Here is a 26,247-nt window from a genome sequence, read left to right on the forward strand (position 1 = left end):
GGCCGGGCCCCCGGGTCTCAGCCCCGGCGCGGGTTCATGACGCCATCCGCTCCGGGGTCGTGGTCTCAGGGGCCGGCGGAGCAGAGGGCCGGGTGAGCAGGCGGGCGATGGTGGTCGAGCCGATGCCGTGGAGCAGAACGCTGCCGAGCACGGTGAGTGTCGTCGCGTACAGGACGGTGTCCGCGTAGGGCCCGTCGGGGAGGGTGTTGAAGGCGATGAGCCCGAACACGATCGAGGTGGTGCCGCGTGGTCCGAGGGCTCCCACCATGAGCCGTTCGCGCCAGGTGAAGTCCGAGCCGAGGAAGGCGAGCAGGATCGGAACGATGCGCACGACGGTGAGTGCGGCGGCGCAGAGCGCGACGGTGGGCCAGTGGACGCCCTCGCCCAGCGCGAGCACCACGGCGTTTCCGAAGAAGAACCACATGCACATGGTCATGATCGAGTTGGTGTCCTCGATCAGCCGGAAGTCCGAGGCGTCGGGGGCTTGGACGTCTCCTCGCCGGGTCGGGGCCTGCCGGACGTAACGGAAGCCGATGCCACAGACGAACGAGGCCACGAAGCCGTTGCCGCCGGCCGCCACGGTCATGGCGTAGGCGAGCAGCGGTGCGACCAGCACGAGGATCCGGCGTGACTGGTCGGTCATTCGGTGCATCCGGTCGGCCGAGTTCATCAACCACGCCAGCAGTGGCCCCAGCACGATGCCGACGACGAGGGCCTTCGCCGAGGACGGAACCGCCGTGCCCAGTGCCTGCATGGGGGTGTGGGCCTGCGCGGTGGCACCGGCCAGGATCAGGGCGAACAGGAAGATGGGCGACACGATCCCGTCGTTGTAGCCGCTCTCCACGTTGAGGACGTTGCGCACCCGGGCGGCGATGCGCGTGTCGCGGACCAGTGTCTCGGCCGGGGCGAAGTCGGTCGGCACGATGACGCACGCGATCAGCAACAGGAGCACCGCCGGCAGCGCGGGCAGCAGCAGCGAGCCCAGCAGGACCATCGCGGCCAGGCTCAGCGGCAGGGCCACCAGTAGTGCCCGGGCGGCCGCGCCGGGATCCTTGCCGAACAGTCGCCCGCCCGGCAGTTCGGTCGCGTCGACGAACAGCAGGACCGCCAGAATGACCTCGGCCACGTGCTGCGCGACCTCGGAGTTCAAGGTGGCGGCGATCTCGCTCTGGGTGAACAGTCCGGTGATGATCCCCGCGAGGACCAGCACCAGAGGGGCCCTGATGTGCCGCAGCTCCAGCCATCCGGCGACGAGCGACCACCCGGCGGCCGCAGCGGTAATCACGATCACGGTGAAGAGCAAGGGGATTCCTGATTCGGGGCACAGAACGTTGACGGGTTGCGCAGGGAAACCGGACTTCCCGGTGGACGGTGGGCAGTACGCGGTGGGCGGGTCAGTACGCGGTAGGAGGGTCAGTCCGCGCGGGACGGGATGCGTATCCGTACCCGGTAGCCGCCCTCGCCGGTCGGGCCGGACTCGAAGGTGCCGTGCAGGATGTCGGCGCGCTCCCTGAGGCCCAGCAGGCCCAGGTGTGCGCCGGGCAGGGGTAGTGAGGGGCGGGTCGGCGGGCTGTTGGTGACCGTCACGCCGACGGCGTCGCCGTCGTGCCACAGCTCGACGGCCGCTCTGGCTCCGGGGGCGTGTTTGCGGGCGTTGGTCAGTGCTTCCTGCACCGTGCGGTACAGAGCGCGCTGAGCGGGCGTGCCCACAGAGGCCGGGAGATCGCCCGTGAGCTCCGCTTCGATGCCGCTGGACGCCACCAGCCTGCGCAAGTCGGCGAGGGTGGGCTGCGGGGTGAGGTCCGTCGCGGCTCCGCCGGAGGCGCGCAGCAGCGTGACCATGGTGCGCAGTTCGTCGAGCGTGTCCACGCTCAGGGAGCGGATGGTGCGTGCCGTTTCCCTGCTGTCAGCGTCCTTGGCAGCCACCTGCATGGCTCCGGCCTGAACCGCGATCAGGCTGACCTGGTGGGAGACGACATCGTGCATCTCGCGGGCCAGCTGGGCGCGTTCCCGGGCCAGGACGGCCTGCGTGTGCAGCTCGCGCTCGTGCTCCCTCGCCTCCTCGATCTCCACCAGACGTCGTCCCAAGTCCCTCCGTGCCTGGACCAGCTGGCCCAGCAGGACCGGGGCGGTGGCCGTGGCCAGGTTGTACAGCAAGAAGATCAGGGTCCAGGCCCGGCTGGTCGACGGGTCGTCGTTCAACGGAGCGTGCACAGCCATGGCGACCGCGGACAGGAAGACGCACGTGCCGAGCAGACGACGGTCACGCGAGCGTTCGGCCAGGGTGTACAGGGCGGCGACCGGGGCGACCAGGATGTCCTGGACCACGGCGGCCGGCAGCGTGAGCAGGAAGACGGCCAGCGGGAACCGCCGACGCAGAGCCAGGGCACCGCAGGCGATCGCGGCGAGGGCGAGGCCGAGCGCGGTGTCGTTCCAGAGGCTGAGCCATGCGTCCAGTGCGGCGAGGGCGACCAGACCGGCATCCCGTGCAAGTGGCGGTACCCGATTCCACAGCCGCTTCCCAAGTGCGGCGCTCATCTGCCTTCCCGGCCGGCATCCAGCAGCCCGGCTCGCTGGGCGAGCAGCGCCGCCTGGACCCGGCCGGCCACCCGGAGTTTGGTGAGGATGGCGCTGACATGGTCTTTGACCGTGCCGGTGCCCAGATGCAGACGGGTTCCGATATCGGCGTTGGACAAGCCTTCCGCCAGCAGCACGAGCACGTCCCGCTCCCGGTCGCTCAGCCGCTCCACGCGGGCCGCCTCCTCGTCCACGGCCGCAAGCCCCCCGGCAGCAGGATGCGTGCGCAGCAGGCTCCGGGAGGCCTTGGAGGACATCACCACTCCGCCGTCGGCCAAGGTCCTGACCAACTGGGGGAGGTGATCCGGTTCGGTGTCCTTGAGGAGGAAACCGGCCGCGCCCGAGTGGAGGGCAGTGAGGACGTACTCGTCGGTGTCGAAGGTGGTCAGCATCGCCACGACAGGGGGATCGGGCAGGGCGCGCAGCTGAGCCAGAACCGTGAGGCCGTCCACGTCCGGCATCCGGATATCCAGCAGGACGACATCCGGACGGTGTTCCCGCACCGTGTCCAGGGCGTCCCCGCCCGACGCCGTGGCGACGACCTCGATGTCGTCTGCCGCACCCAGGATGAGGCCGAAACCGGATCGGACCAGCGCCTCGTCATCCACCACCACTACCCGAATCACGTGCGTCGCACCCCGTCGTCAATCGATCCCCGTCGTGGCTGACCCTAAGGTCCCCTCGCCGTCCCCGGCGACGTCGCGAGCCCGGTTCCAGCCGGTCGGGGGGTCCGTTCCCGCCAGTCGGCGGAGGTGTCGGCACGTGTCGATACCGCGCTGACCGGCAGGTTTCCAGCCTGGGGCGGGAACGTGAGACATCGATGCGACGGCCTTCTGCGACTCCCAGGTGCGGATCACGCGGGGCGGGCGCCTGTGGCGGCCCGGTTCCCACCCCTTCCCGAAAGTCCCCGGCGGCGCACATCGCCCGTCGATTCGAATGGTGAAAAAATCAACAACTTTGGTATTGACGTGCCCATGTCTACGCGCGTCATCATGAGGCCCATGCAGATCCCCCCACGCATTCTCGCCCTCGGTGGCGCCGTCGCCGTCGCCACTGCCCTCCTCGTCGGGCCCACCGCCACCGCGGCCCCCGCCTCATCAACTTCGGCCCTCATCAAGGCTGTTGGAAACATCTGCTACTCCGCGCTGCCCACCCAGGCGCACGACACCCTGAACCTCATCGACGCGGGCGGCCCTTTCCCGTACTCGCAGGACGGCGTCGTCTTCCAGAACCGTGAGCGCGTGCTGCCCAGCCAGAACAGGGGCTACTACCACGAGTACACGGTCATCACCCCGGGCTCCCCGACTCGCGGCGCGCGCCGCATCGTCACCGGTCGGCAGAGCCGGGAGGACCACTACACGGCCGACCACTACGCCACGTTCAAGCGGGTCAACTTCAGCTGCTGAGTCCGGAGTTCGCCCGCTCCCGCGATACGTCGACCGTCCGCTCCCGGTGGGTTGATGTGCTTGAGAGCCTGCCTGAAGCGGCGAAGAGTGTTCAGAATCGGTGGTGTCGAAGCCCGTTCGACCCCGGCGGTCGCCGTGCACACCGATCTGGACACTCTCCTCATTGCGCGGTACATCGAGCCGGCCCCCGGACAGTTGGCTTCGCCTGGCCCCGGCCGGCTCATCCATTCGGCCGATATAGAGGCCCGAAGGCACAGGACCAAGGGCACGACGGTCAAGGCCTTTTGCCGCAGGGGCCGCCCCGGGCACTACGACAGCCTTGTCGAGGTCGCGCTCCGAACGGGTGCGACCGTTTCGCCCCCGACAACCCAAAGGCTGCCCACCCCATGCACTTTTTCCGTTCCAGCGTCCTCCGCCGCCGGGGCACTGCTGCCCTGCTCGCCACCACCGCCGTCGCCGGCATCTGCGTGGCCGCGGCCGCTCCCGCCTCCGCGGCGTACGGCGGCGACTACGGCGACGCCTGGGTCAACAACTACGGCGGCGGCTACGCCGGCAACTGGACCGACACCTACAACAAGGACTACGGCAAGCCCTGGGGCGGCGGCGTACCCGCCAAGAAGCAGACGGCCGATGTACGCGTCACCGCCTCCGGCCCCTCCCACATAGACCACAACGAAGAGCGGCTGTGGCAGGTGGAGATCACCAACGCGGGCAAGGCCACCGCCCAGCAGGTCCGCTCGACCACGACCATGCCCAACGGCATCGATCACCGCGCCCACCGCATCAGCCAGGGCACTGCCGACGCTCACCTCGTCGACGGCAACCGCATCGAGGTCCGCATCGGCGCGCTCAAGCCGGGCGAGACCGTGCGCCTGCAGATCGCCGGCCGTGGCCCCTCGTACGGCGGCGGCAACGTCCAGCTCACCACCAAGGCCACCACCACGTCCACCGAGTCGCACACGGGCAACAACACCGCCACCGTACTGACGCGCATCGCCTGACGGACCACGTGGCGGAGCTGACCGTCGCACCCGTCTGCACCCGGCGGTCGCTACGCGGGCAGCGGGCGGTCCTGTACGGCCCGAACCAATCCCCTCAGCCCCCTCCAGGCGAGGGCGGGTACGCCCTGCCGGAATTGCAGAGTTACCCCTCTTTTGGGGAGGCGGTGCTGGCTCCCGTGCTGGTCGGGTGCTGAGTACGCGGCTGTGAACGAGGTCGGGCGAAGCCCACATCGACGCCGTCAGCACAGGAGATGACGCCCGGCTGTCGCCATTTCTGGAGCCAAGGCTCGCTTGCAGACTGTGCAGCGCAGGGCGCCTGGCGGCAGTCGAGGTGCCGGCAGTGGCTTCGGGCGTCGGTCGGCCTCCTCGCGTCGCTGCTGTGCCTCGCGCAGCTGGCGGGCGTACCGCGCCGCGCTCTGTCAACTCGCCGGATCCCAGGTTCCTCCACAACCCGGCAGCACCCCCTGAACGTCCGATCTACGAAAACAAGTGGGCGAACCTGTGGCTCACCGACATCGAGACGCCGGACGGGCACCGCTGGGAACACCACGTCGTCAAGCTCCGCCACCTGGCCGTGGCCGCTGTGATCAACGACCGCCAAGAGGTCCTCTGATGATGTGGCGTCACCGCTTCATCACGGACGCGTGGGCCTGGGAGCTGCCCATGGGCTCGGTCGAGGCGGACGAGACTCCCGGCGAGGCCGCCGCCCGTGGAGTCCTCGAAGAGACCGGCAGGCGTCCGGGCCCGATGAAGCCGCTGGTCTACGCCGAACCGGCGAACGGCATCACGGACTCGCAGCACCACCTGTTCCGCGCGGACGGCGCCACCTACGACGGGCCGCCGACCGAGAAGAACGAGTCGGACCGGATCGAGTGGATCCCGCTGGCGAACATCCGGGGCATGATCGACCGCCGCGAGATCGTCAGCAGCGGCTCCCTCGTCAGCCTCCTCTACGTCCTGATGGACGAAGGGGTTCGCTGACCCTGCGGGGGAAGCACTGCTCGTAGACGTGCCTCGAAGGCAACCGCGGCCGGCACCTCGCGATAGGGCGCAAGCTGCTCGTAGAACTCGTGAAGGTGCCCGGTCACCCGCTCCGACGACACGGCTGCGGCGGGCACCAGCGCCTCGATCGCCGTGTGGCACGCCTGGTCGACCTTGCCCCGCTGGAGCTGCGTACGGCCCAGCCAGAAGGCGTGGAACGCCCGACCCCGCTGGTTCGCCGACTCCTCCCGTGCCAGAGCATCCGCGATCAACGGTTCGGCAATCGCCGCCTCGCCAAGACGGCCGTGCGCGATGCCCGTGTCCACGATGAGCTTCGGCTCATCGAAGTACGTCACCCATGCCGGGTCCGGGTCGCCGGCGGTGATCCGGCCGTACTGACTGTGCGCCTCGGAGATCGCGATGTGGGTCGCCGTCCGGTCACCGAAGGTCGCGTGGGCGAACGCCTCACGCATGGCCAGCATGGCCCGGACTCTCGGCGTCGCACCGATGGCCGCTCGGGCCTGATCTTGGGCGGCAGACACCAGGGCCAGCGCATCCGCCGGCTTGTCCTGGTAGGTCGCTTGCAGGCTCATGGCACGCCAGCACCGTCAGCAGCCACTTCGAGCGCGCGCTGGCCCGACGACGGCAGGCCGGGCGATCTCGCCGCCGTGCCCGTCGTCGCGACGCCAGTAGTCCTCGATCGAAGAACGGAGGGCGTGCGGTGGATGGGCTCCGGGTTGGTCCGGCGCGCCTGCGCCCCTCCTGTTGGGCGGGCGCGCCGGGATCGGCCGAGCCCATCCACACTGCACGCCCTCCGTTCTTCGATCGAGGACTACTGGCGTCGCGACGACGGGCACGGCGGCGAGACGCTCCGGCCTGCCGTCGTCGGCCAGCTGCGATACGTCGAAGGGCTACTGAACGTGCTGGCGTGCATGAGCCTGCAAGCGACCTACCAGGACAAGCCGGCGGATGCGCTGGCCCTGGTGTCTGCTGCCCAAGATCAGGCCCGAGCGGCCATCGGTGCGACGCCGAGAGTCCGGGCCATGCTGGCCATGCGTGAGGCGTTCGCCCACGCGACCTTCGGTGACCGGACGGCGACCCACATCGCGATCTCCGAGGCGCACAGTCAGTACGGCCGGATCACCGCCGGCGACCCGGACCCGGCATGGGTGACGTACTTCGATGAGCCGAAGCTCATCGTGGACACGGGCATCGCGCACGGCCGTCTTGGCGAGGCGGCGATTGCCGAACCGTTGATCGCGGATGCTCTGGCACGGGAGGAGTCGGCGAACCAGCGGGGTCGGGCGTTCCACGCCTTCTGGCTGGGCCGTACGCAGCTCCAGCGGGGCAAGGTCGACCAGGCGTGCCACACGGCGATCGAGGCGCTGGTGCCCGCCGCAGCCGTGTCGTCGGAGCGGGTGACCGGGCACCTTCACGAGTTCTACGAGCAGCTTGCGCCCTATCGCGAGGTGCCGGCCGCGGTTGCCTTCGAGGCACGTCTACGAGCAGTGCTTCCCCCGCAGGGTCAGCGAACCCCTTCGTCCATCAGGACGTAGAGGAGGCTGACGAGGGAGCCGCTGCTGACGATCTCGCGGCGGTCGATCATGCCCCGGATGTTCGCCAGCGGGATCCACTCGATCCGGTCCGACTCGTTCTTCTCGGTCGGCGGCCCGTCGTAGGTGGCGCCGTCCGCGCGGAACAGGTGGTGCTGCGAGTCCGTGATGCCGTTCGCCGGTTCGGCGTAGACCAGCGGCTTCATCGGGCCCGGACGCCTGCCGGTCTCTTCGAGGACTCCACGGGCGGCGGCCTCGCCGGGAGTCTCGTCCGCCTCGACCGAGCCCATGGGCAGCTCCCAGGCCCACGCGTCCGTGATGAAGCGGTGACGCCACATCATCAGAGGACCTCTTGGCGGTCGTTGATCACAGCGGCCACGGCCAGGTGGCGGAGCTTGACGACGTGGTGTTCCCAGCGGTGCCCGTCCGGCGTCTCGATGTCGGTGAGCCACAGGTTCGCCCACTTGTTTTCGTAGATCGGACGTTCAGGGGGTGCTGCCGGGTTGTGGAGGAACCTGGGATCCGGCGAGTTGACAGAGCGCGGCGCGGTACGCCCGCCAGCTGCGCGAGGCACAGCAGCGACGCGAGGAGGCCGACCGACGCCCGAAGCCACTGCCGGCACCTCGACTGCCGCCAGGCGCCCTGCGCTGCACAGTCTGCAAGCGAGCCTTGGCTCCAGAAATGGCGACAGCCGGGCGTCATCTCCTGTGCTGACGGCGTCGATGTGGGCTTCGCCCGACCTCGTTCACAGCCGCGTACTCAGCACCCGACCAGCACGGGAGCCAGCACCGCCTCCCCAAAGAGGGGTAACTCTGCAATTCCGGCAGGGCGTACCCGCCCTCGCCTGGAGGGGGCTGAGGGGATTGGTTCGGGCCGTACAGGACCGCCCGCTGCCCGCGTAGCGACCGCCGGGTGCAGACGGGTGCGACGGTCAGCTCCGCCACGTGGTCCGTCAGGCGATGCGCGTCAGTACGGTGGCGGTGTTGTTGCCCGTGTGCGACTCGGTGGACGTGGTGGTGGCCTTGGTGGTGAGCTGGACGTTGCCGCCGCCGTACGAGGGGCCACGGCCGGCGATCTGCAGGCGCACGGTCTCGCCCGGCTTGAGCGCGCCGATGCGGACCTCGATGCGGTTGCCGTCGACGAGGTGAGCGTCGGCAGTGCCCTGGCTGATGCGGTGGGCGCGGTGATCGATGCCGTTGGGCATGGTCGTGGTCGAGCGGACCTGCTGGGCGGTGGCCTTGCCCGCGTTGGTGATCTCCACCTGCCACAGCCGCTCTTCGTTGTGGTCTATGTGGGAGGGGCCGGAGGCGGTGACGCGTACATCGGCCGTCTGCTTCTTGGCGGGTACGCCGCCGCCCCAGGGCTTGCCGTAGTCCTTGTTGTAGGTGTCGGTCCAGTTGCCGGCGTAGCCGCCGCCGTAGTTGTTGACCCAGGCGTCGCCGTAGTCGCCGCCGTACGCCGCGGAGGCGGGAGCGGCCGCGGCCACGCAGATGCCGGCGACGGCGGTGGTGGCGAGCAGGGCAGCAGTGCCCCGGCGGCGGAGGACGCTGGAACGGAAAAAGTGCATGGGGTGGGCAGCCTTTGGGTTGTCGGGGGCGAAACGGTCGCACCCGTTCGGAGCGCGACCTCGACAAGGCTGTCGTAGTGCCCGGGGCGGCCCCTGCGGCAAAAGGCCTTGACCGTCGTGCCCTTGGTCCTGTGCCTTCGGGCCTCTATATCGGCCGAATGGATGAGCCGGCCGGGGCCAGGCGAAGCCAACTGTCCGGGGGCCGGCTCGATGTACCGCGCAATGAGGAGAGTGTCCAGATCGGTGTGCACGGCGACCGCCGGGGTCGAACGGGCTTCGACACCACCGATTCTGAACACTCTTCGCCGCTTCAGGCAGGCTCTCAAGCACATCAACCCACCGGGAGCGGACGGTCGACGTATCGCGGGAGCGGGCGAACTCCGGACTCAGCAGCTGAAGTTGACCCGCTTGAACGTGGCGTAGTGGTCGGCCGTGTAGTGGTCCTCCCGGCTCTGCCGACCGGTGACGATGCGGCGCGCGCCGCGAGTCGGGGAGCCCGGGGTGATGACCGTGTACTCGTGGTAGTAGCCCCTGTTCTGGCTGGGCAGCACGCGCTCACGGTTCTGGAAGACGACGCCGTCCTGCGAGTACGGGAAAGGGCCGCCCGCGTCGATGAGGTTCAGGGTGTCGTGCGCCTGGGTGGGCAGCGCGGAGTAGCAGATGTTTCCAACAGCCTTGATGAGGGCCGAAGTTGATGAGGCGGGGGCCGCGGTGGCGGTGGGCCCGACGAGGAGGGCAGTGGCGACGGCGACGGCGCCACCGAGGGCGAGAATGCGTGGGGGGATCTGCATGGGCCTCATGATGACGCGCGTAGACATGGGCACGTCAATACCAAAGTTGTTGATTTTTTCACCATTCGAATCGACGGGCGATGTGCGCCGCCGGGGACTTTCGGGAAGGGGTGGGAACCGGGCCGCCACAGGCGCCCGCCCCGCGTGATCCGCACCTGGGAGTCGCAGAAGGCCGTCGCATCGATGTCTCACGTTCCCGCCCCAGGCTGGAAACCTGCCGGTCAGCGCGGTATCGACACGTGCCGACACCTCCGCCGACTGGCGGGAACGGACCCCCCGACCGGCTGGAACCGGGCTCGCGACGTCGCCGGGGACGGCGAGGGGACCTTAGGGTCAGCCACGACGGGGATCGATTGACGACGGGGTGCGACGCACGTGATTCGGGTAGTGGTGGTGGATGACGAGGCGCTGGTCCGATCCGGTTTCGGCCTCATCCTGGGTGCGGCAGACGACATCGAGGTCGTCGCCACGGCGTCGGGCGGGGACGCCCTGGACACGGTGCGGGAACACCGTCCGGATGTCGTCCTGCTGGATATCCGGATGCCGGACGTGGACGGCCTCACGGTTCTGGCTCAGCTGCGCGCCCTGCCCGATCCCCCTGTCGTGGCGATGCTGACCACCTTCGACACCGACGAGTACGTCCTCACTGCCCTCCACTCGGGCGCGGCCGGTTTCCTCCTCAAGGACACCGAACCGGATCACCTCCCCCAGTTGGTCAGGACCTTGGCCGACGGCGGAGTGGTGATGTCCTCCAAGGCCTCCCGGAGCCTGCTGCGCACGCATCCTGCTGCCGGGGGGCTTGCGGCCGTGGACGAGGAGGCGGCCCGCGTGGAGCGGCTGAGCGACCGGGAGCGGGACGTGCTCGTGCTGCTGGCGGAAGGCTTGTCCAACGCCGATATCGGAACCCGTCTGCATCTGGGCACCGGCACGGTCAAAGACCATGTCAGCGCCATCCTCACCAAACTCCGGGTGGCCGGCCGGGTCCAGGCGGCGCTGCTCGCCCAGCGAGCCGGGCTGCTGGATGCCGGCCGGGAAGGCAGATGAGCGCCGCACTTGGGAAGCGGCTGTGGAATCGGGTACCGCCACTTGCACGGGATGCCGGTCTGGTCGCCCTCGCCGCACTGGACGCATGGCTCAGCCTCTGGAACGACACCGCGCTCGGCCTCGCCCTCGCCGCGATCGCCTGCGGTGCCCTGGCTCTGCGTCGGCGGTTCCCGCTGGCCGTCTTCCTGCTCACGCTGCCGGCCGCCGTGGTCCAGGACATCCTGGTCGCCCCGGTCGCCGCCCTGTACACCCTGGCCGAACGCTCGCGTGACCGTCGTCTGCTCGGCACGTGCGTCTTCCTGTCCGCGGTCGCCATGGCTGTGCACGCTCCGTTGAACGACGACCCGTCGACCAGCCGGGCCTGGACCCTGATCTTCTTGCTGTACAACCTGGCCACGGCCACCGCCCCGGTCCTGCTGGGCCAGCTGGTCCAGGCACGGAGGGACTTGGGACGACGTCTGGTGGAGATCGAGGAGGCGAGGGAGCACGAGCGCGAGCTGCACACGCAGGCCGTCCTGGCCCGGGAACGCGCCCAGCTGGCCCGCGAGATGCACGATGTCGTCTCCCACCAGGTCAGCCTGATCGCGGTTCAGGCCGGAGCCATGCAGGTGGCTGCCAAGGACGCTGACAGCAGGGAAACGGCACGCACCATCCGCTCCCTGAGCGTGGACACGCTCGACGAACTGCGCACCATGGTCACGCTGCTGCGCCTCCGGCGGAGCCGCGACGGACCTCACCCCGCAGCCCACCCTCGCCGACTTGCGCAGGCTGGTGGCGTCCAGCGGCATCGAAGCGGAGCTCACGGGCGATCTCCCGGCCTCTGTGGGCACGCCCGCTCAGCGCGCTCTGTACCGCACGGTGCAGGAAGCACTGACCAACGCCCGCAAACACGCCCCCGGAGCCAGAGCGGCCGTCGAGCTGTGGCACGACGGCGACGCCGTCGGCGTGACGGTCACCAACAGCCCGCCGACCCGCCCCTCACTACCCCTGCCCGGCGCACACCTGGGCCTGCTGGGCCTCAGGGAGCGCGCCGACATCCTGCACGGCACCTTCGAGTCCGGCCCGACCGGCGAGGGCGGCTACCGGGTACGGATACGCATCCCGTCCCGCGCGGACTGACCCTCCTACCGCGTACTGACCCGCCCACCGCGTACTGCCCACCGTCCACCGGGAAGTCCGGTTTCCCTGCGCAACCCGTCAACGTTCTGTGCCCCGAATCAGGAATCCCCTTGCTCTTCACCGTGATCGTGATTACCGCTGCGGCCGCCGGGTGGTCGCTCGTCGCCGGATGGCTGGAGCTGCGGCACATCAGGGCCCCTCTGGTGCTGGTCCTCGCGGGGATCATCACCGGACTGTTCACCCAGAGCGAGATCGCCGCCACCTTGAACTCCGAGGTCGCGCAGCACGTGGCCGAGGTCATTCTGGCGGTCCTGCTGTTCGTCGACGCGACCGAACTGCCGGGCGGGCGACTGTTCGGCAAGGATCCCGGCGCGGCCGCCCGGGCACTACTGGTGGCCCTGCCGCTGAGCCTGGCCGCGATGGTCCTGCTGGGCTCGCTGCTGCTGCCCGCGCTGCCGGCGGTGCTCCTGTTGCTGATCGCGTGCGTCATCGTGCCGACCGACTTCGCCCCGGCCGAGACACTGGTCCGCGACACGCGCATCGCCGCCCGGGTGCGCAACGTCCTCAACGTGGAGAGCGGCTACAACGACGGGATCGTGTCGCCCATCTTCCTGTTCGCCCTGATCCTGGCCGGTGCCACCGCGCAGGCCCACACCCCCATGCAGGCACTGGGCACGGCGGTTCCGTCCTCGGCGAAGGCCCTCGTCGTCGGCATCGTGCTGGGGCCACTGCTGGCGTGGTTGATGAACTCGGCCGACCGGATGCACCGAATGACCGACCAGTCACGCCGGATCCTCGTGCTGGTCGCACCGCTGCTCGCCTACGCCATGACCGTGGCGGCCGGCGGCAACGGCTTCGTGGCCTCGTTCGTCTGTGGCATCGGCTTCCGTTACGTCCGGCAGGCCCCGACCCGGCGAGGAGACGTCCAAGCCCCCGACGCCTCGGACTTCCGGCTGATCGAGGACACCAACTCGATCATGACCATGTGCATGTGGTTCTTCTTCGGAAACGCCGTGGTGCTCGCGCTGGGCGAGGGCGTCCACTGGCCCACCGTCGCGCTCTGCGCCGCCGCACTCACCGTCGTGCGCATCGTTCCGATCCTGCTCGCCTTCCTCGGCTCGGACTTCACCTGGCGCGAACGGCTCATGGTGGGAGCCCTCGGACCACGCGGCACCACCTCGATCGTGTTCGGGCTCATCGCCTTCAACACCCTCCCCGACGGGCCCTACGCGGACACCGTCCTGTACGCGACGACACTCACCGTGCTCGGCAGCGTTCTGCTCCACGGCATCGGCTCGACCACCATCGCCCGCCTGCTCACCCGGCCCTCTGCTCCGCCGGCCCCTGAGACCACGACCCCGGAGCGGATGGCGTCATGAACCCGCGCCGGGGCTGAGACCCGGGGGCCCGGCCCCTCGGACCGCCACCTGGCGGGGCGCGCTCCGCCAGGTGGCGGATGGGCTCCGGACGCCCGGCGGATACCTCCACAACCTGTCCTTGCACGAAGTTTGCAGGGCAGGGCAGGGCAGGGCACGACCACGCCGCCCTGGCTCCGGCGGCCGCTCTCCCTCCACCTGTGCGGGCGTACGTCGGCCCGGAACGAGGAGGACGCGGACGTGTTCAGCGACAACGAGGCTCTGCGCTTCGAGGAGTACGTACGGCTCCGGCAGGACGCGCTGCTGCGCACGGCCCGCCGCCTGGTTCCTGACCTGGTGGACGCCCAGGACCTGCTCCAGACCGCCTTCGCTCAGACCTTCGTCCGGTGGGACCAGATCGTCGACAAGAACCTCGCGGACGCCTACCTGCGCCGGGTGATGATCAATACCCGGACGGAGTGGTGGCGGGCCCGCAAGTTCGAGGAAGTGCTCACCGCGCACGTCCCCGACACCAGCGTCGAGGACAGCACGGACCGGTACACCGACCGCGCCCTGCTCCTCGACGTCCTCGGCATACTGACCCCCCGGCAGCGCAGCATCGTCGTACTGCGCCACTGGGGAGAGCTGAGCACCGAGGAGACCGCGCAGCTGCTCGGTCTTGCGACGGGCACGGTCAAGAGCACCCTGCACCGGGCGCTGGTCCACCTCCGGGAGGAGCTGGAGGAACGCGAACGGCACTTCCACGCCGGAGGCGGTACCCGCCCGCCGGGGCGCGGGATCGCGCGGCCCCGCCCGAAACCGCTGTCCGCTGCGGCATGACCTCGGCCGGCCATCACACCGTGGCCGGCCCCCGGGTCCTTGGGCCCCGGCCTGCTGACGCTGGCCCGCCGGGTGACGGGTGGCGCACCCGCCGGTCGGCGGGGAGAACCGGACACCTGTGGGATACCGGCCACCCCGGGCGGCACCTGAGTCTGGAGTTCCGCAAGAGGAGAGATTCCGGACGACCGGCCCCTACCAGGGCGGTCTGGACCGTCCGGCGGACGCCCCCTCCCCTGATCCCCTCCGTCCGGCCCCGCGCGCGGTGACGCACCTCGCGGCGCCCGCACCGCAGATGTGTCCACCGGCGCCGTCCCGCACCGTCGGGCCGGACCGGATCCCACCAAGAGCAAGGAGAGAACCCCATGGGTGTTTCGCTGTCCAAAGGCGGCAACGTATCGCTGAGCAAGGAGGCCCCGGGCCTGACCGCGGTGCTGGTCGGTCTCGGCTGGGACGTGCGCACCACGGCCGGCGTCGATTTCGACCTCGACGCGAGCGCGTTGCTGTGCGACGAGCGCGGCAAAGTCCCCTCCGACTCGCACTTCGTCTTCTACAACAACCTCAAGAGCCCGGACGGTTCGGTCGAGCACACCGGCGACAACCTCACCGGTGAGGGTGAGGGAGACGACGAGGTCGTCAAGGTGAACCTCGCGGCCGTTCCGGCCGACGTGGTGAAGATCGTCTTCCCGGTCTCCATCCACGACGCCACCGCACGTTCGCAGAACTTCGGCCAGGTGCGGCAGGCATACATCCGGGTGGTGAACGAGAACGGCGGGGCCGAGCTCGCCCGCTACGACCTGAGCGAAGACGCCGCCACCGAGACGGCGATGGTTTTCGGCGAGCTGTACCGCAACGGCGCGGAGTGGAAGTTCCGTGCCGTCGGCCAGGGTTACGCCTCCGGCCTGGCCGGCATCGCCCAGGACTTCGGCGTCAGTCTCTGACACCGGAGCACCCCAGCCCCCGCCGCCCGCGCCGTCCACGCGGAATCCCCCTCCGCGTGCGGGCGGCGGGCCCCACCGGGCCGCCGCAACCGTCTGGCCCCACCCCCATCAATCCCGGGAGCCTTCATGTCCGTAAACCTCGCCAAAGGCCAGACGATCAGCCTGGCCAAGTCCGACGCGACCCCCCTCATCCGGGTGCGCATGGGCCTGGGCTGGCAGGCAGCCCAACGCAAGGGGTTCCTCGGAAAACTGATCGGGCCCAAGGAGATCGACCTCGACGCCTCCGCACTGATGTACTCGGGCCGGGAGATGCTGGAGGTCGTCTACTTCAACTACCTGGTCAGCTCCTACGGCGCGGTGAGGCACTCCGGCGACAACCGCACCGGCGGCGACGGCCCGGGGGACGACGAAGCCATCACCGTCGATTTCACACGGGTCCCCCCGGAGGTCGACCAGATCGTCTTCACCGTGAACTCCTTCACCGGGGCGACCTTCGGCGAGGTCGGACACGCCTACTGCCGGTTGGTGGACGACACCACGGGCCTCGAACTCGCCCGCTACACCCTGTCCGGCGGGGGCTCCCACACCGCCCAGATCATGGCCAAGGTCGTCCGCCTGCCCGAGGGCTGGCAGTTGGCCGCCATCGGCGAACCCGCGGCCGGGGCAACCTTCCAGGAGCTTCTACCCGCCATCGACCGCTACCTGTGACCTGCGATAGACGGGCTGGGCGCTGGAGGACGGCGGGGCGATGCGCACGCCTTGCGCATCGCCCCGCCGACGACGCCCGATCCTGCCGGACCGGTCGGGACACGGTCCCGCCGGTCGGCGGGGTGGTCACCGCCGACCGGCGGGGCCGTTGCCGAAGCCTGCCGGATGGCCCGACTCCTGGCGTCACCGCGAGATTCTCCCTATGACACAGATGCAGCCGCCCCTGGAGACGTCGCCGCCTGAGCCTCGAACCCTGCCCGAGTCCGCCGTGCCGGCCCCGGGCGGCCCTTCGATGGGACGCCTTGTCGGGGTTGACCTGGCCCGGGCATTGGCGGTGTTCGGGATGTACATCGTCCACATCGGCCCCCCGCTGTCGGCCACGGACGGCGTCGCCGGCTGGGTCCGGTATCTGGCCGATGGTCACTCGTCGGTCCTGTTCGCCACCCTCGCCGGGTTCTCGCTGATGCTGATCGCCGGCCGTCGCAAGCCGAAGACCGGTCTGGCCGGTCGGCAGGCCAAAGCGCGGATCGCGATCCGCGCCGTGGTCCTGCTGGCGCTGGGCACCGCGCTGTCGATGGAGTACGGGGACGTGATCATCCTCGCCTTCTACGGCGTCTACTTCCTCCTCGCCCTGCCCCTGGTGCGACTGCGCGCCAGCACGCTCGCGCTGATCGCGGCCGGGCTCGCACTCGTCACACCGCAGCTGGCGTTCGTCCTGAAATCCCTGCTGAGCGAGTCCGTCCAGCAGAGCGTCAACGCCTACGACCCGCTCGAGAAGCTCAGCGACGTGGGAGTGCTCGATCTGCTGCTCACCGGCTTCTACCCGACGATCACGTGGATGCCGTTCGTGGTCGCCGGGATGGCGCTGGCCCGACTCGACCTGTCCGCCACGACCGTCCAACTGCGCCTGGCCGCGCTCGGTGCCGCCCTCACCGTGGCCGCGTACGGCACGTCCCTGCTGCTGGCGGGCAAGGACGCGCTACGGAGCATGGCGGAGGGCGGCAAGTCGTCCGCCGACTCCGAGGCGGCGTCCTCCGCCAGCGGATCCTTCGACGCCCAGGGGTCGGCTTCGGAGCTGTTGTCCGCCGGGCCTCACAGCGGTACCACGTTCGACATCATCGGCAGCGTGGGCGTCGCGATCCTCGTGATCGTGGGCGCGACGGTGCTGATGGACCGTCTGCCGCTCCTGCGCCGCCTGGCGAAGCCGATCACCGCCGTGGGCGCCATGTCCCTGACGGCGTACGTAGGCCACTTCATCGTGCAGTCCGCGGTGGGCATCCCGACCGGCGAAAGCAGCCAGGTGTCCTGGGGGCCCGTGCTGACGTTCATCCTCGGGGCGATCGTGTTCGCCACGCTCTGGTCCCGCTTCTTCCGCCGCGGACCGCTGGAGCACCTGCTCAACGCCGCCACCAAGCCGGCGAAGTACATCCGATGAGGTCCGGCCGGGGTGGCGCGCCCTCGTGGCCCACCCCGGCCCTGACGGCTCAACGCCTTCCTCACCAGTGGGCACACCCGCCACCTGGGGGGTCTCGCCGGCCACCTGGGGGCTGAGGTCCGGATTACTGCCGGATACCCGTTGGCTCGCCCTTGGCCGAGCCTGGACGCATGGACGACAAGCGAGCGGACCGAGACGGTCGCGCACCGGCCCCGGCCGCTCCCGACACGCCGCTCTGCAAGGGGTGCGCGAGGGGCGGTTGCTTGTTGCACGGACACCTCAGGGGCGGCCGGGAAGCCGGCTTCCTCGTTTTCCTCGCGGCGGCCGGAATCCTGGCGGTCCTCCGGCCTGACCTGTACGCCGGCCTGGTCCACCAAGCCGGGGGGATCTTCGCCAGCCTGTCCGGCTGAGCACTCCGACCCCCCGTTGACGCGCGGGCACGACCTGGTGCTCCGATCCGCGACCGCAGTGACCGGGCAACCGGACGACAAAAGGACCACGTCATGACCGCGACCGACCCGTCGGCCGCCGACACCGCACGCCTGACCGCCCCGAAGACGTTCAAGGCGCTGTACGCCCATTTCCGACCGCACCGCAAGGCCGTCGCGCTCGCCGCCCTGCTCACCCTGATCGGGGCCGGCAGCGGGTTGCTCCAGCCCTTGGCCACGAAGGTCCTCGTGGACCGGCTGGGCTCCGGTGAGACGATCAGCAGGATCCTCCTGGCCCTCACCGCACTGGTACTACTGGGCGCGGTGCTCCAGGCGCTCGGCGCGTACGTGCTGGAGCGGACCGCGGAGTCGGTCGTGTTGGCCGCCCGCCGCACCCTTGTCGGTCGACTGCTGCGGCTGCGCCTCACGGAGGTCGAGCGGCACCAGCCGGGCGACCTGATGTCCCGGGTCACCTCCGACACGACGCTCCTGCGCGCCGTCACCACCCAGGCACTCGTCAACGGTGCCACCGGCGTCATCACCCTGGTCGCGGCCATCGTCATGATGGCCTTCATGGACGCCGTGCTGCTCGGCGTCACCCTGGCTGTGGGCGTGCTGATCGGCGGGGCCGTCGCCCTGGTGATGCCCAGAATCGCGCAGGCCACCGAGCGTGCGCAGGAGGCGGTCGGGGAGGTCTCCTCCGTCCTCGAGCGGATCTTCGGCGCGCTCCGGACCGTCAAGGCGTCAGGCGCCGAACAGCGCGAGAACGCGGTCGCCGACGCGGCACTGCAGCGGTCGTGGCGGCACGGCGTGACGAGTGCGAAGTGGGAGGCGGTGGCGGAGGGATCGGTCGGTCTGGCCATGCAGCTGTCGTTCCTCGCGGTGCTCGGCGTCGGCGGGGCACGCGTGGCCTCCGGAGCGATCCCCGTGTCCACTCTGATCGCCTTCCTGCTCTACCTCTTCTACGTCATCGAGCCGGTGGAAAGGCTGGTCCAGGCGGCCTCCGCGTATCAGGAGGGATCAGCGGCCGTCGCCCGCATCGACGAAGTGGAGCGGCTTGAAACGGAGCACCTGGACCAGGAGCACCCCGAGCGGCCCGGGACATCGGCGGCGGCTTGTGGCCCGGCGTCGGTCCGCTTCGAGGACGTGAGCTTCCGCTACCGCGATGACCTCCCGTCCGTCCACCACCAGGTCGACTTCGATGTGCGCAGCGGCGGCATGACGGCCTTCGTCGGCCCCTCGGGGGCGGGCAAGTCGACGGTCTTCGCGCTGATCGAGCGGTTCTACGAGGCCACCGGAGGCCGGGTTCTGGTCGACGGCAAGGACGTCCGCGACTGGCCACTGCCGGAGCTGCGCGGTGCCATCGGATACGTGGAGCAGGACACGCCGGTCCTGGCCGGAACGCTGCGGGAGAACCTGGTCTTCGCGGCACCCGACGCGACCGACCAGGACATCCACGCCGTCCTGATCCGGGCGAAACTGGACACGCTGGTGGACCACCTGCCGCAGGGACTGGAAACCCCGGTCGGACACCGCGGCACCAAGCTGTCGGGCGGCGAACGGCAGCGCATCGCGATCGCCCGCGCCCTGCTGCGCAAACCCCGGCTGCTACTCCTGGACGAGGCGACCTCGCAGCTCGACGCCGAAAACGAACTGGCGGTACGCGACGTCATCACACAGGCCGCCCGGACGACCACCGTCCTCGTCGTGGCACACCGCCTCTCAACGGTGACCCACGCCGACCGGATCGTGGTGATGGACGCAGGACGCGTACGCGCGGTGGGCACCCATACGGAACTGCTCGACCAAGACACCCTGTACGCACGCCTGGCGGCCACCCAGTTCCTGGGGCCGGCACGGTGACTGGCCGTCGACCGATCAAGGGATCGGCGATGTACGTCGCCAAAGGAATAGGAGTCGCCATGAAGCTTGCCCGGTTGGGCGGAAGCGTGGTGCTCCTTGGCGCCGCGGTCTCGGCGGTACTCGCGAGCAGCCCCGCACAGGCCGCAGAGGGCGAGGTCGAGATCAGGCACGGCATTTTCATGGCGCACGGCGAGTCGTGCGGGCGCGACAGCACCGCGCCGGTGGACGTCACCCTCAATTCCACCGCCGAGCAGGTCCCTGCGCCGGCCCCTGAACCCACCACTGAGTCGACCACCCAGCCGACCACCTCCCTGGGCATCAACCCTCGCACTGGACCCGACACCACCCCCGACACCACCCCGGGCGCCGCCCAGGGTCCGGCCGAGCCCAGCAGCGTCGACGCAGGCTCCGAGACCACCGGTTGGGTACGCACCGAAACAGTTCTGCTGGCCGTTGGCGCTTCCACCGCCGCCGCTGCCGCAGGCCTGGGCTTCGCCGCCCGGCGCCGCTTGGCACGCCGCAACGACTGACATCTGAGCACCCCGCTCCCCCGACACCCCGTCCGCGCGCTCTCCTTCTCACCGGATTCGCAGCAGGAGCCACTACCGCGGCCGAGTTCACCGCCATCTGCCTGTGCGCCGCCCCGCGCTGACCGTCCCACCAATCACACGGCGCCCCGCCCGTAAGCAGAAGCGGTAAGGACCAGGGCGGTTGAGTGCCAGCGCTTGCCCACCGCGTGGACGTCGCAGCCGGTGAGGCCTCATCCATAAGACCCAAGGCGCCCTCGGCGCCGAGCCGGGAGCAGAGGCCAACCGGCCCTCTCCACAAGCCACCCCTGGGGAGTGACTGTGGAGTCCCGGGGCCGCCCGGGGAGTCTCTGGGCAGTTCTGGCCGCGTAGCCAGAAAGCCCGTGAAAGAACCAACACCGCAGGTCAGCGCCGAGCGATGGGTCGAAAGCCCAGCTCAGAGCCCCGAACTCGAGGCCTACCTGACGTAGGTCCCGAGGTCGTCGGCCTCGACGATCCCCGGCAGCGAGCCGCACTGCTCGACGTCGACGCCGAAGTGGAAAAGGCCGGCTGCACTCGATGACGTCGCCCGTGTCCGCGCGGGCCGATCGCTGGAACGCGCCAGGCCCCACCACAGAGGGTGGCCACCGCCCAGCTGACCTTCGTCGCGATAGACACCGAGGGCAAGCCCCCCATCATGCCTGCCAGGCCTGATGGGCCCGACTGATGAACCGCTGCTGCCGCGACACCGCGCATTGCTTGCTGTCCACAACGTCGTGCGGCGGCCCTCCATGACAGGACGACAGCAGACCACAGCTCCCGCACCCTTGATGACATCAGCGCTGCCCAGCGCGTTCTCCCGATAGGCCTCAAGCGAGTTGGGGAAGTTCAGGGGCAGGATCGGAGCGCCCATGGCCCTTCACCTCGCCGAAGCGGCTGCCGTTCATCCAGTCCTCTCGAACCTGTGCAATATCCTCTTGGGAACATCCGATCCTGTTCCAGAACGTAACACGAGATATCCGTCTTCGTGCAGGTCAGGAACGTATTGGACCCTCCAGCGTCAGCAAAAGGTCAGCATTGGCGCCCGAGGAGTCCGCACGGCATGGCAACGAAGTCTCTGGCCCACGGCATGGGCACCTTCTACAAAGACTGCGAGCACCCGCAGTCACGCTGGTCGAAGTGCCCGCACGAGTACACGATCCGATACCGCAATGCCGCCGGAAAGCAGTCCGAAGAGGCCGGCTTCACTACCCAGGACGCGGCCATCGACCGCCTCACCACGATCTACAAGGAGAAGAAGGCGGCACCCAGGAGCCAGAGCAAGGCCGAGCGCATCCAGAAGTTCGGCACCATGCAGTTCCGCGAGTACACCGCGGAATGGAAGGCCGGCCAGCGCGACCTCGCCGAGTCCTCACTCCGCACGCTCGAGTCCCTCCTCGACCACCACATCCTCCCCACCCCCGGCAGCCGCCGGATGAACACCTTCGACCACAAGGTCGTCGACGGCTTCCTCCAGACCATGGAGCGCAACGGCGCCGGCCTGGCCACCCAGTCCAACGCCTTCGACAAGCTGAAGTCCGTCCTCCTCGACGCCTACCGCCTCGGCATCTACACCGAGAACCCCGTCCTGGGCGTCAAGCCCCCGCAGTACGACCCCGAGCGCGCCGTCATCCCCTCCCCCGCCCAGCTCCGCGACATACGCACCGCCGGCGACGACCGGTTCCTGCTGATCTCCGACCTCATGAGCGGCTGCGGCATGCGCAACGGCGAAGCCTTCGCCGTCAACCTCAACAACCTCGTCGCCAGCGACGTCTACCGCATCACCGAACAGGTCAACCAGACCACCAAAACCTACGGCCGCCTCAAACACCGCAAGCCCACCGACTACCGCGACGTCCCCCTCCCGGCCCGCGTCCGCGAGACGATCGAGTGGTACGCCGACAAGCACGGCACGGTCGACGGCTACCTCCTCCGCCACCCCATGGACCCCACGAGGCCGTTCCTCGCCTACTACCTCCAGAACCAGTGGCAACGCATCAAGCGGGCTGGCGAGGTCGACGTTCCCGACGGCATGGTGATCTACAGCCTCCGCCACTTCTTCGCGTCGAACTGCCTGACCAACGGCATTCCCATCACGGACGTCGCCGAGTGGATGGGCCACAAGAGCCTCGACATCACCTTCAAGATCTACCGCCACCTCATGCCCGGCTCTATCGGCAAAGCCGCCAAGGTCCTCGACGTCGGTCTGGTGGCTTGACCCGCCAGGCGCGGGAGTCGGCGCACCGCACGCTCGCTCACTTCCCCACTCGAACAGCGAGGGAAGGGTCGCACATGTTTCCGACATATGCGTCAGGGAGATAACCATCCCAACGCTGCGCGCACGCCAAGCAGGGGGTGTCATGAAGTACGACCTGTCCGGTCGCTTGGTGGTAGGGATCGCCTCCAGTGCGCTGTTCGACCTCACCGACTGCGACGCGGTGTTTCGAGAACGGGGAGAGGATGCCTACCGCACCCACCAAGAGGCACATGTAGAAGATGTGTTGGCCAAGGGAGTTGCCTTCCCTTTCGTTCGCCGCCTGCTGTCGTTGAACGACCTCGCGGATCCGTCCGATTCGTTGGTTGAGGTCATCGTTCTGTCGCGAAATGACCCGGACACTGGCTTGCGGGTCATGCGCTCGATCGAAGCGCACGGCCTGCCTATCAGCCGAGCCGTCTTTCGGCAGGGTCGTTCGTCACACAGCTTCATGCCAGCCCTGAACATGTCGTTGTTCCTGTCGGCCAATGGGGCTGACGTGCGCGAGGCGGTCGCAGATGGATTGCCAGCGGGTCACGTGCTCGAGACAGCGCGGGTCGATGACGAGGACGACCCTGAACTCCGGATTGCCTTCGACTTTGACGGCGTGGTGGCGGGTGACTCTGCCGAGCGGATCTTCCAGAGTGCCGGCATCGACGAGTTCCGTGCGCACGAGGTGCGCAATGCGACCACACCACACGATCCAGGACCGCTGCGCGAGTTCCTCGCTGGCATCAACCGCATCCAGCGTCTTGAGGAGGATGAGCGCCGCAAGGATCTCGGGTATGAGCCCCGCCTTCGAGTGTCCCTGGTCACTGCTCGGGACGCCCCCGCACATGAGCGTGCCGTGCTGAGCCTCAAGCAGTGGGGGCTGCGGGTGAATGACGCCTTCTTCCTCGGCGGCGTCGACAAGACTCCCATCATCAGCGCCTTGGATCCGCATATCTTCTTCGACGATCAGGTCTCCCACCTGAACGGCACTGCACCAGCTACACCCAGCGTCCACATACCGTTCGGAGTCGTCAATGCGCCCTCGTGACTACGCTGTATATCCGGCGTGGTGTTTTCAGTGCCGATGCACATCGCGGTCCGTCTCGGTGAAGGCTTGAGTTGGCATTGGACGGCGACGATGCCCTCCACAGCATGGGTGAGGCGTTCGGCCAGCGGGATCAGGTTGCCGTCGCGGACCTTGCCAGTCAGGGTGGCGACCCCTCTGGCCACGGTGACCTTGACGGCTTCGTGGGAGAGAGGGAACAGGCGGTCGACGACGGTGCGGCGGATCTCGGTGGCGAGTTCCTCGTCGGTGCGGAGGAAGACCTTGAGGAGGTCGGCGCGGCTGACGATGCCCATGAGGGTGCCGTCGGCGTCGACGACCGGGAGGCGCTTGATGTGCCGGTCGGCCATGAGGCGGGCGGCCTGAGGCAGGGTGGCGTCAGGGCGGATCGTGACCGCCGGGGTGGTCATCATGTTCTCGGCGAGGGTGGAGCCCGCCTTGGCGGTATCGCCGAGCCGGCGCATCTGCTCGATCAGGCCCGGGCGGTGCTCGTGGAACTCCTCCTTGGGCAGGAGGTCGGCCTCGGAGACCACGCCGACGACATGGCCCTCCCCTTCGATGACGGGTAGGGCGGTCACCTTCCACTGCTCCATCGCGGTGGCGATGTCCTTGAAGCCGGTCGAGGGGGTGACGGCGATGACCTTGGTGGTCATGACGTCGGCGACGGTGTAGGGGGTGGAGGTCATGGCGGGGTCCTCAGCGTGCGTAGGCGAGCGGGGTGCCGCTGCCGTGAGGGGCGAACAGGTCAAGGAGCCGGGTGCGGGCCGAGCCGAGCCGGTCGGCGATGACCGCGCCCACGGCGACGGAGACGGAACGACCGACGGCCGAGTCCTCGTTGCACAGCTGGCGTACAGCCGCGGCGTCGAACTCCAGGGCGCGAACCTCGTTGGAGGCGGTGGCGCCGAGGTGCCAGGTGTAGGGAGGGAACATCCAGGACCAGCCGAGGAGCTCGCCGTAGCCGAGGGTGTCGACGACCACGTTCTTGTGGCCGGGGACGTGGGTGTCGAGGTCCACGGTGCCGCACTGGATGATCCAGAACTTCTCGGCCCGCCGGCGTTCGTTGAAGATGCGGGTGCCGGCCGGGATGGTCACCTGGTGGGAGTGGGCGAGCAGGGCTTCTGGTGCCATCGCTTCGAGGATGGTGTGCATGGTGCTCATGGAGCGCCTCCAACCCTTCGCATCCACCCTGCTCGGTGGGCCGCCGTGGCCGCGAGGGCCGCGCGGTGCATACCGCGGGGACCGTCCGGCCCGGTCAGCGGACCAGGACGGCCTCCCCGGACTTGGGTACGACGGCCGTCCAATCCAGCTCGTGGTCGATGCGGTCCCTCAGGGTTTCGGAGGCGGTCTCCTCGCCGTGGACGAGGTAGGTGGTGTGCGGGGCCGGGGCGTTGCGCAGCCAGTCGATGATCTGGTCGGCGTCGGCGTGCGCGGAGAAGTGCGGTACGTCGGCGACCTCGGCGCGTACGGGGACGTACTCGCCGAACATCTTGAGTGTGCGGGCGCCGTCGACGAGGTCGCGGGCTCGGGTGCCGGCGGCGGCGAAGCCGACGATGACCACGGCGCTGCGGGGGTCGGGCAGGAGCCGGTGGAGGTGGTGCAGGACGCGGCCGCCGGTGGCCATGCCCGCGGACGAGACGATGATCGCCGGCCCGGTGGAGTTGTTGATGTCGATCGATTCCTGGACGGTCCGGGCGGCCAGGAAGGGCTCCGGGCTGATCGCCGCCTCGCCCTGCGCGAGGATCTCAGGGCGCAGCTCGGGCGAGTGGGCCCGGACGGCGGCGCGGTAGACGTCCAGTGCGGCCAGGGCCATGGGGCTGTCGACGTAGACGGGTACGTGGCGGGGCAGGGTGCCGTCGCCGCGCAGGGTGGCCAGCTCGTGCAGGACGACCTCGGTGCGGTCGATCGCGAAGGCCGGGATGACCACGGTCCCGCCACGGGACAGCGTCCGCGTGATCACCGAGGCGAACTCGCGTCGTGCGCTCTCGTGGTCGTGGCGGCGGTTGCCGTACGTCGACTCCATCAGCAGGACGTCGGCACCGGAGAAGGGCTCGGGCGGCAGGAGGAGCGGGTGGCCGGGGCGGCCGAGGTCGCCGCTGACGGCGAGGGTGTGACCGTCTTCCAGGGTCAGGTGCGCCCACGCGGATCCGAGGATGTGACCGCCGTGGTGCAGCATCAGCTTCGTGCCGGCCATGATCTCGATCTCGCTGCCCACCGGTACCGGGTCGAAGTACTTGATCGTCTGATCGACGTCATCGTCGTCGTAGAGCGGCTTGGCGGGGCGGTGCGTGGACCAGCCGTGCTGGTTGGCGTGCTCGGCGGCTTCCATCTGGAGGCGGGCGCTGTCGCGGAGCACGATCTCGGCGAGCCGGGCGGTGTGGGCGCTGGTGAGGATGGGGCCGCGGAAGCCGTGCCGGACCAGTCGCGGCAGGTAGCCGCAGTGGTCCAGGTGGGCGTGGGTCACTACGACGGCGTGGATGTCCGAGGCGTCGCAGGGCAGCTTGTCCCAGTTGCGACGGCGCAGGTCCGCGACACCCTGGAAGAGTCCGCAGTCGACGAGGATCCGTGCGTGATCGCTCTCGACCAAGAACTTACTGCCGGTGACCGTCCGCACCCCGCCGAGGAACCTCAGTAGGGCCGGGCGGGCGGAAGCAGGAGACGGGGCTGACTGGGACATGGCAGCAGCCCTCCTTTCGGAACGGATGCCGGTCTCCACCGTCGCACCGGAACGCCCTGTCCGCTGGGGACCTACCGGCCCCGGATAGGGGCCGACCGGCCCAAGCGGGACGGA

General features: G+C 69.3%; 22 protein-coding genes and 4 pseudogenes. 15 read left to right on the forward strand and 11 right to left on the reverse strand.

Going from position 1 to position 26,247, the window contains the following annotated elements:
- Window positions 1–34 precede the first annotated feature (34 nt).
- The 3 genes from OHU74_RS00180 to OHU74_RS00190 all read right to left on the reverse strand — a co-directional run bounded on the left by OHU74_RS00180 (window position 35) and on the right by OHU74_RS00190 (window position 3,203).
- Window positions 35–1,303, reverse strand: a complete 1,269-nt coding sequence (locus OHU74_RS00180; RefSeq protein WP_371613975.1) for a cation:proton antiporter — start codon at window positions 1,301–1,303, stop codon at window positions 35–37.
- 110 nt (window positions 1,304–1,413) lie between these two features.
- On the reverse strand, window positions 1,414–2,538 hold the full coding sequence (locus tag OHU74_RS00185) for a sensor histidine kinase (protein ID WP_371613976.1): 1,125 nt from the start codon (window positions 2,536–2,538) through the stop codon (window positions 1,414–1,416).
- A complete protein-coding gene (locus OHU74_RS00190) occupies window positions 2,535–3,203 on the reverse strand; it encodes a response regulator (RefSeq protein ID WP_371613977.1) in 669 nt (222 codons plus the stop codon). The genes OHU74_RS00185 and OHU74_RS00190 overlap by 4 nt, the downstream gene beginning before the upstream one ends.
- A 375-nt stretch (window positions 3,204–3,578) precedes the next feature.
- On the opposite strand from OHU74_RS00190, the gene OHU74_RS00195 reads away from it, so the two are divergent.
- From OHU74_RS00195 to OHU74_RS00205, 3 genes and pseudogenes are all read left to right on the forward strand, one after another.
- Window positions 3,579–3,983, forward strand: coding sequence for a ribonuclease domain-containing protein (locus OHU74_RS00195; RefSeq protein WP_371613978.1), 405 nt, complete (start codon window positions 3,579–3,581; stop codon window positions 3,981–3,983).
- Window positions 3,984–4,369: 386 nt separating this feature from the next.
- A complete protein-coding gene (locus tag OHU74_RS00200; RefSeq protein WP_371613979.1) occupies window positions 4,370–4,984 on the forward strand; it encodes a hypothetical protein in 615 nt (204 codons plus the stop codon).
- 475 nt (window positions 4,985–5,459) lie between these two features.
- Window positions 5,460–5,965: pseudogene (locus OHU74_RS00205) on the forward strand (NUDIX domain-containing protein).
- Here the strand turns inward: OHU74_RS00205 and OHU74_RS00210 are convergent.
- Window positions 5,935–6,558, reverse strand: a complete 624-nt coding sequence (locus tag OHU74_RS00210) for a hypothetical protein (protein WP_371613980.1) — start codon at window positions 6,556–6,558, stop codon at window positions 5,935–5,937. The pseudogene OHU74_RS00205 and the gene OHU74_RS00210 sit on opposite strands and share 31 nt — an antisense overlap.
- 198 nt (window positions 6,559–6,756) lie before the next feature.
- Here OHU74_RS00210 and OHU74_RS00215 point away from each other — a divergent pair.
- A pseudogene (locus tag OHU74_RS00215) lies at window positions 6,757–7,521 on the forward strand (hypothetical protein); the annotation flags it as partial.
- Here OHU74_RS00215 and OHU74_RS00220 read toward each other — a convergent pair.
- The 3 genes and pseudogenes from OHU74_RS00220 to OHU74_RS00230 form a co-directional block, all read right to left on the reverse strand.
- Window positions 7,491–7,996, reverse strand: a pseudogene (locus tag OHU74_RS00220) (NUDIX domain-containing protein). The pseudogenes OHU74_RS00215 and OHU74_RS00220 overlap by 31 nt on opposite strands.
- A gap of 474 nt (window positions 7,997–8,470) precedes the next feature.
- On the reverse strand, window positions 8,471–9,085 hold the full coding sequence (locus OHU74_RS00225) for a hypothetical protein (protein WP_371613979.1): 615 nt from the start codon (window positions 9,083–9,085) through the stop codon (window positions 8,471–8,473).
- Between the two features lie 386 nt (window positions 9,086–9,471).
- Window positions 9,472–9,876 (reverse strand): ribonuclease domain-containing protein, encoded by a 405-nt coding sequence (locus OHU74_RS00230; RefSeq protein ID WP_371613978.1) that lies wholly within the window; start codon window positions 9,874–9,876, stop codon window positions 9,472–9,474.
- A 375-nt stretch (window positions 9,877–10,251) separates the two neighbouring features.
- Between OHU74_RS00230 and OHU74_RS00235 the strand changes: the two genes are divergently transcribed.
- The 9 genes and pseudogenes from OHU74_RS00235 to OHU74_RS00275 all read left to right on the forward strand — a co-directional run bounded on the left by OHU74_RS00235 (window position 10,252) and on the right by OHU74_RS00275 (window position 20,136).
- Complete coding sequence (locus OHU74_RS00235; RefSeq protein ID WP_371613977.1) at window positions 10,252–10,920, forward strand: response regulator; 669 nt, start codon at window positions 10,252–10,254, stop codon at window positions 10,918–10,920.
- Window positions 10,917–12,039, forward strand: a pseudogene (locus tag OHU74_RS00240) (sensor histidine kinase). Before OHU74_RS00235 ends, OHU74_RS00240 begins: the two are co-directional and overlap by 4 nt.
- 110 nt (window positions 12,040–12,149) lie before the next feature.
- Complete coding sequence (locus tag OHU74_RS00245; RefSeq protein ID WP_371613975.1) at window positions 12,150–13,418, forward strand: cation:proton antiporter; 1,269 nt, start codon at window positions 12,150–12,152, stop codon at window positions 13,416–13,418.
- Window positions 13,419–13,655: 237 nt separating this feature from the next.
- Window positions 13,656–14,234: a SigE family RNA polymerase sigma factor gene (locus OHU74_RS00250; RefSeq protein WP_371613974.1), complete on the forward strand. Its 579-nt coding sequence runs from the start codon at window positions 13,656–13,658 to the stop codon at window positions 14,232–14,234.
- 362 nt (window positions 14,235–14,596) lie between these two features.
- Complete coding sequence (locus OHU74_RS00255) at window positions 14,597–15,172, forward strand: TerD family protein (protein WP_371613973.1); 576 nt, start codon at window positions 14,597–14,599, stop codon at window positions 15,170–15,172.
- Window positions 15,173–15,298: 126 nt separating this feature from the next.
- Complete coding sequence (locus OHU74_RS00260) at window positions 15,299–15,880, forward strand: TerD family protein (RefSeq protein WP_371613981.1); 582 nt, start codon at window positions 15,299–15,301, stop codon at window positions 15,878–15,880.
- Between the two features lie 292 nt (window positions 15,881–16,172).
- On the forward strand, window positions 16,173–17,315 hold the full coding sequence (locus OHU74_RS00265; RefSeq protein WP_371613972.1) for a DUF418 domain-containing protein: 1,143 nt from the start codon (window positions 16,173–16,175) through the stop codon (window positions 17,313–17,315).
- Between the two features lie 503 nt (window positions 17,316–17,818).
- Complete coding sequence (locus tag OHU74_RS00270; protein ID WP_371613971.1) at window positions 17,819–19,606, forward strand: ABC transporter ATP-binding protein; 1,788 nt, start codon at window positions 17,819–17,821, stop codon at window positions 19,604–19,606.
- Between the two features lie 59 nt (window positions 19,607–19,665).
- Entirely contained in the window at window positions 19,666–20,136 is a 471-nt protein-coding gene (locus OHU74_RS00275) for a hypothetical protein (protein ID WP_371613982.1), read from the forward strand.
- Between the two features lie 454 nt (window positions 20,137–20,590).
- On the opposite strand, the gene OHU74_RS00280 is transcribed toward OHU74_RS00275, so the two are convergent.
- Entirely contained in the window at window positions 20,591–21,025 is a 435-nt protein-coding gene (locus tag OHU74_RS00280) for a hypothetical protein (protein WP_371613970.1), read from the reverse strand.
- A 189-nt stretch (window positions 21,026–21,214) separates the two neighbouring features.
- On the opposite strand from OHU74_RS00280, the gene OHU74_RS00285 reads away from it, so the two are divergent.
- Window positions 21,215–22,369 (forward strand): tyrosine-type recombinase/integrase, encoded by a 1,155-nt coding sequence (locus OHU74_RS00285; RefSeq protein WP_371613969.1) that lies wholly within the window; start codon window positions 21,215–21,217, stop codon window positions 22,367–22,369.
- Between the two features lie 142 nt (window positions 22,370–22,511).
- Window positions 22,512–23,444 carry a 5'-nucleotidase gene (locus OHU74_RS00290; protein ID WP_371613968.1) on the forward strand — a complete coding sequence of 311 codons (933 nt, stop codon included), beginning with the start codon at window positions 22,512–22,514 and terminating at the stop codon, window positions 23,442–23,444.
- Here the strand turns inward: OHU74_RS00290 and OHU74_RS00295 are convergent.
- The 3 genes from OHU74_RS00295 to OHU74_RS00305 form a co-directional block, all read right to left on the reverse strand.
- On the reverse strand, window positions 23,363–24,145 hold the full coding sequence (locus tag OHU74_RS00295) for a CBS domain-containing protein (protein ID WP_371613967.1): 783 nt from the start codon (window positions 24,143–24,145) through the stop codon (window positions 23,363–23,365). The two genes, OHU74_RS00290 and OHU74_RS00295, sit on opposite strands and share 82 nt — an antisense overlap.
- 10 nt (window positions 24,146–24,155) lie before the next feature.
- The gene (locus OHU74_RS00300) at window positions 24,156–24,617 is read right to left on the reverse strand and encodes a Crp/Fnr family transcriptional regulator (protein WP_371613966.1); all 462 of its coding nucleotides are present in this window, start codon (window positions 24,615–24,617) and stop codon (window positions 24,156–24,158) included.
- A 94-nt stretch (window positions 24,618–24,711) separates the two neighbouring features.
- Window positions 24,712–26,133, reverse strand: a complete 1,422-nt coding sequence (locus OHU74_RS00305; RefSeq protein ID WP_371613965.1) for an MBL fold metallo-hydrolase RNA specificity domain-containing protein — start codon at window positions 26,131–26,133, stop codon at window positions 24,712–24,714.
- Between the last annotated feature and the right edge of the window lie 114 nt (window positions 26,134–26,247).

The organism is Streptomyces sp. NBC_00454, assembly GCF_041434015.1.
Taxonomy (GTDB): Bacteria; Actinomycetota; Actinomycetes; order Streptomycetales; family Streptomycetaceae; genus Streptomyces.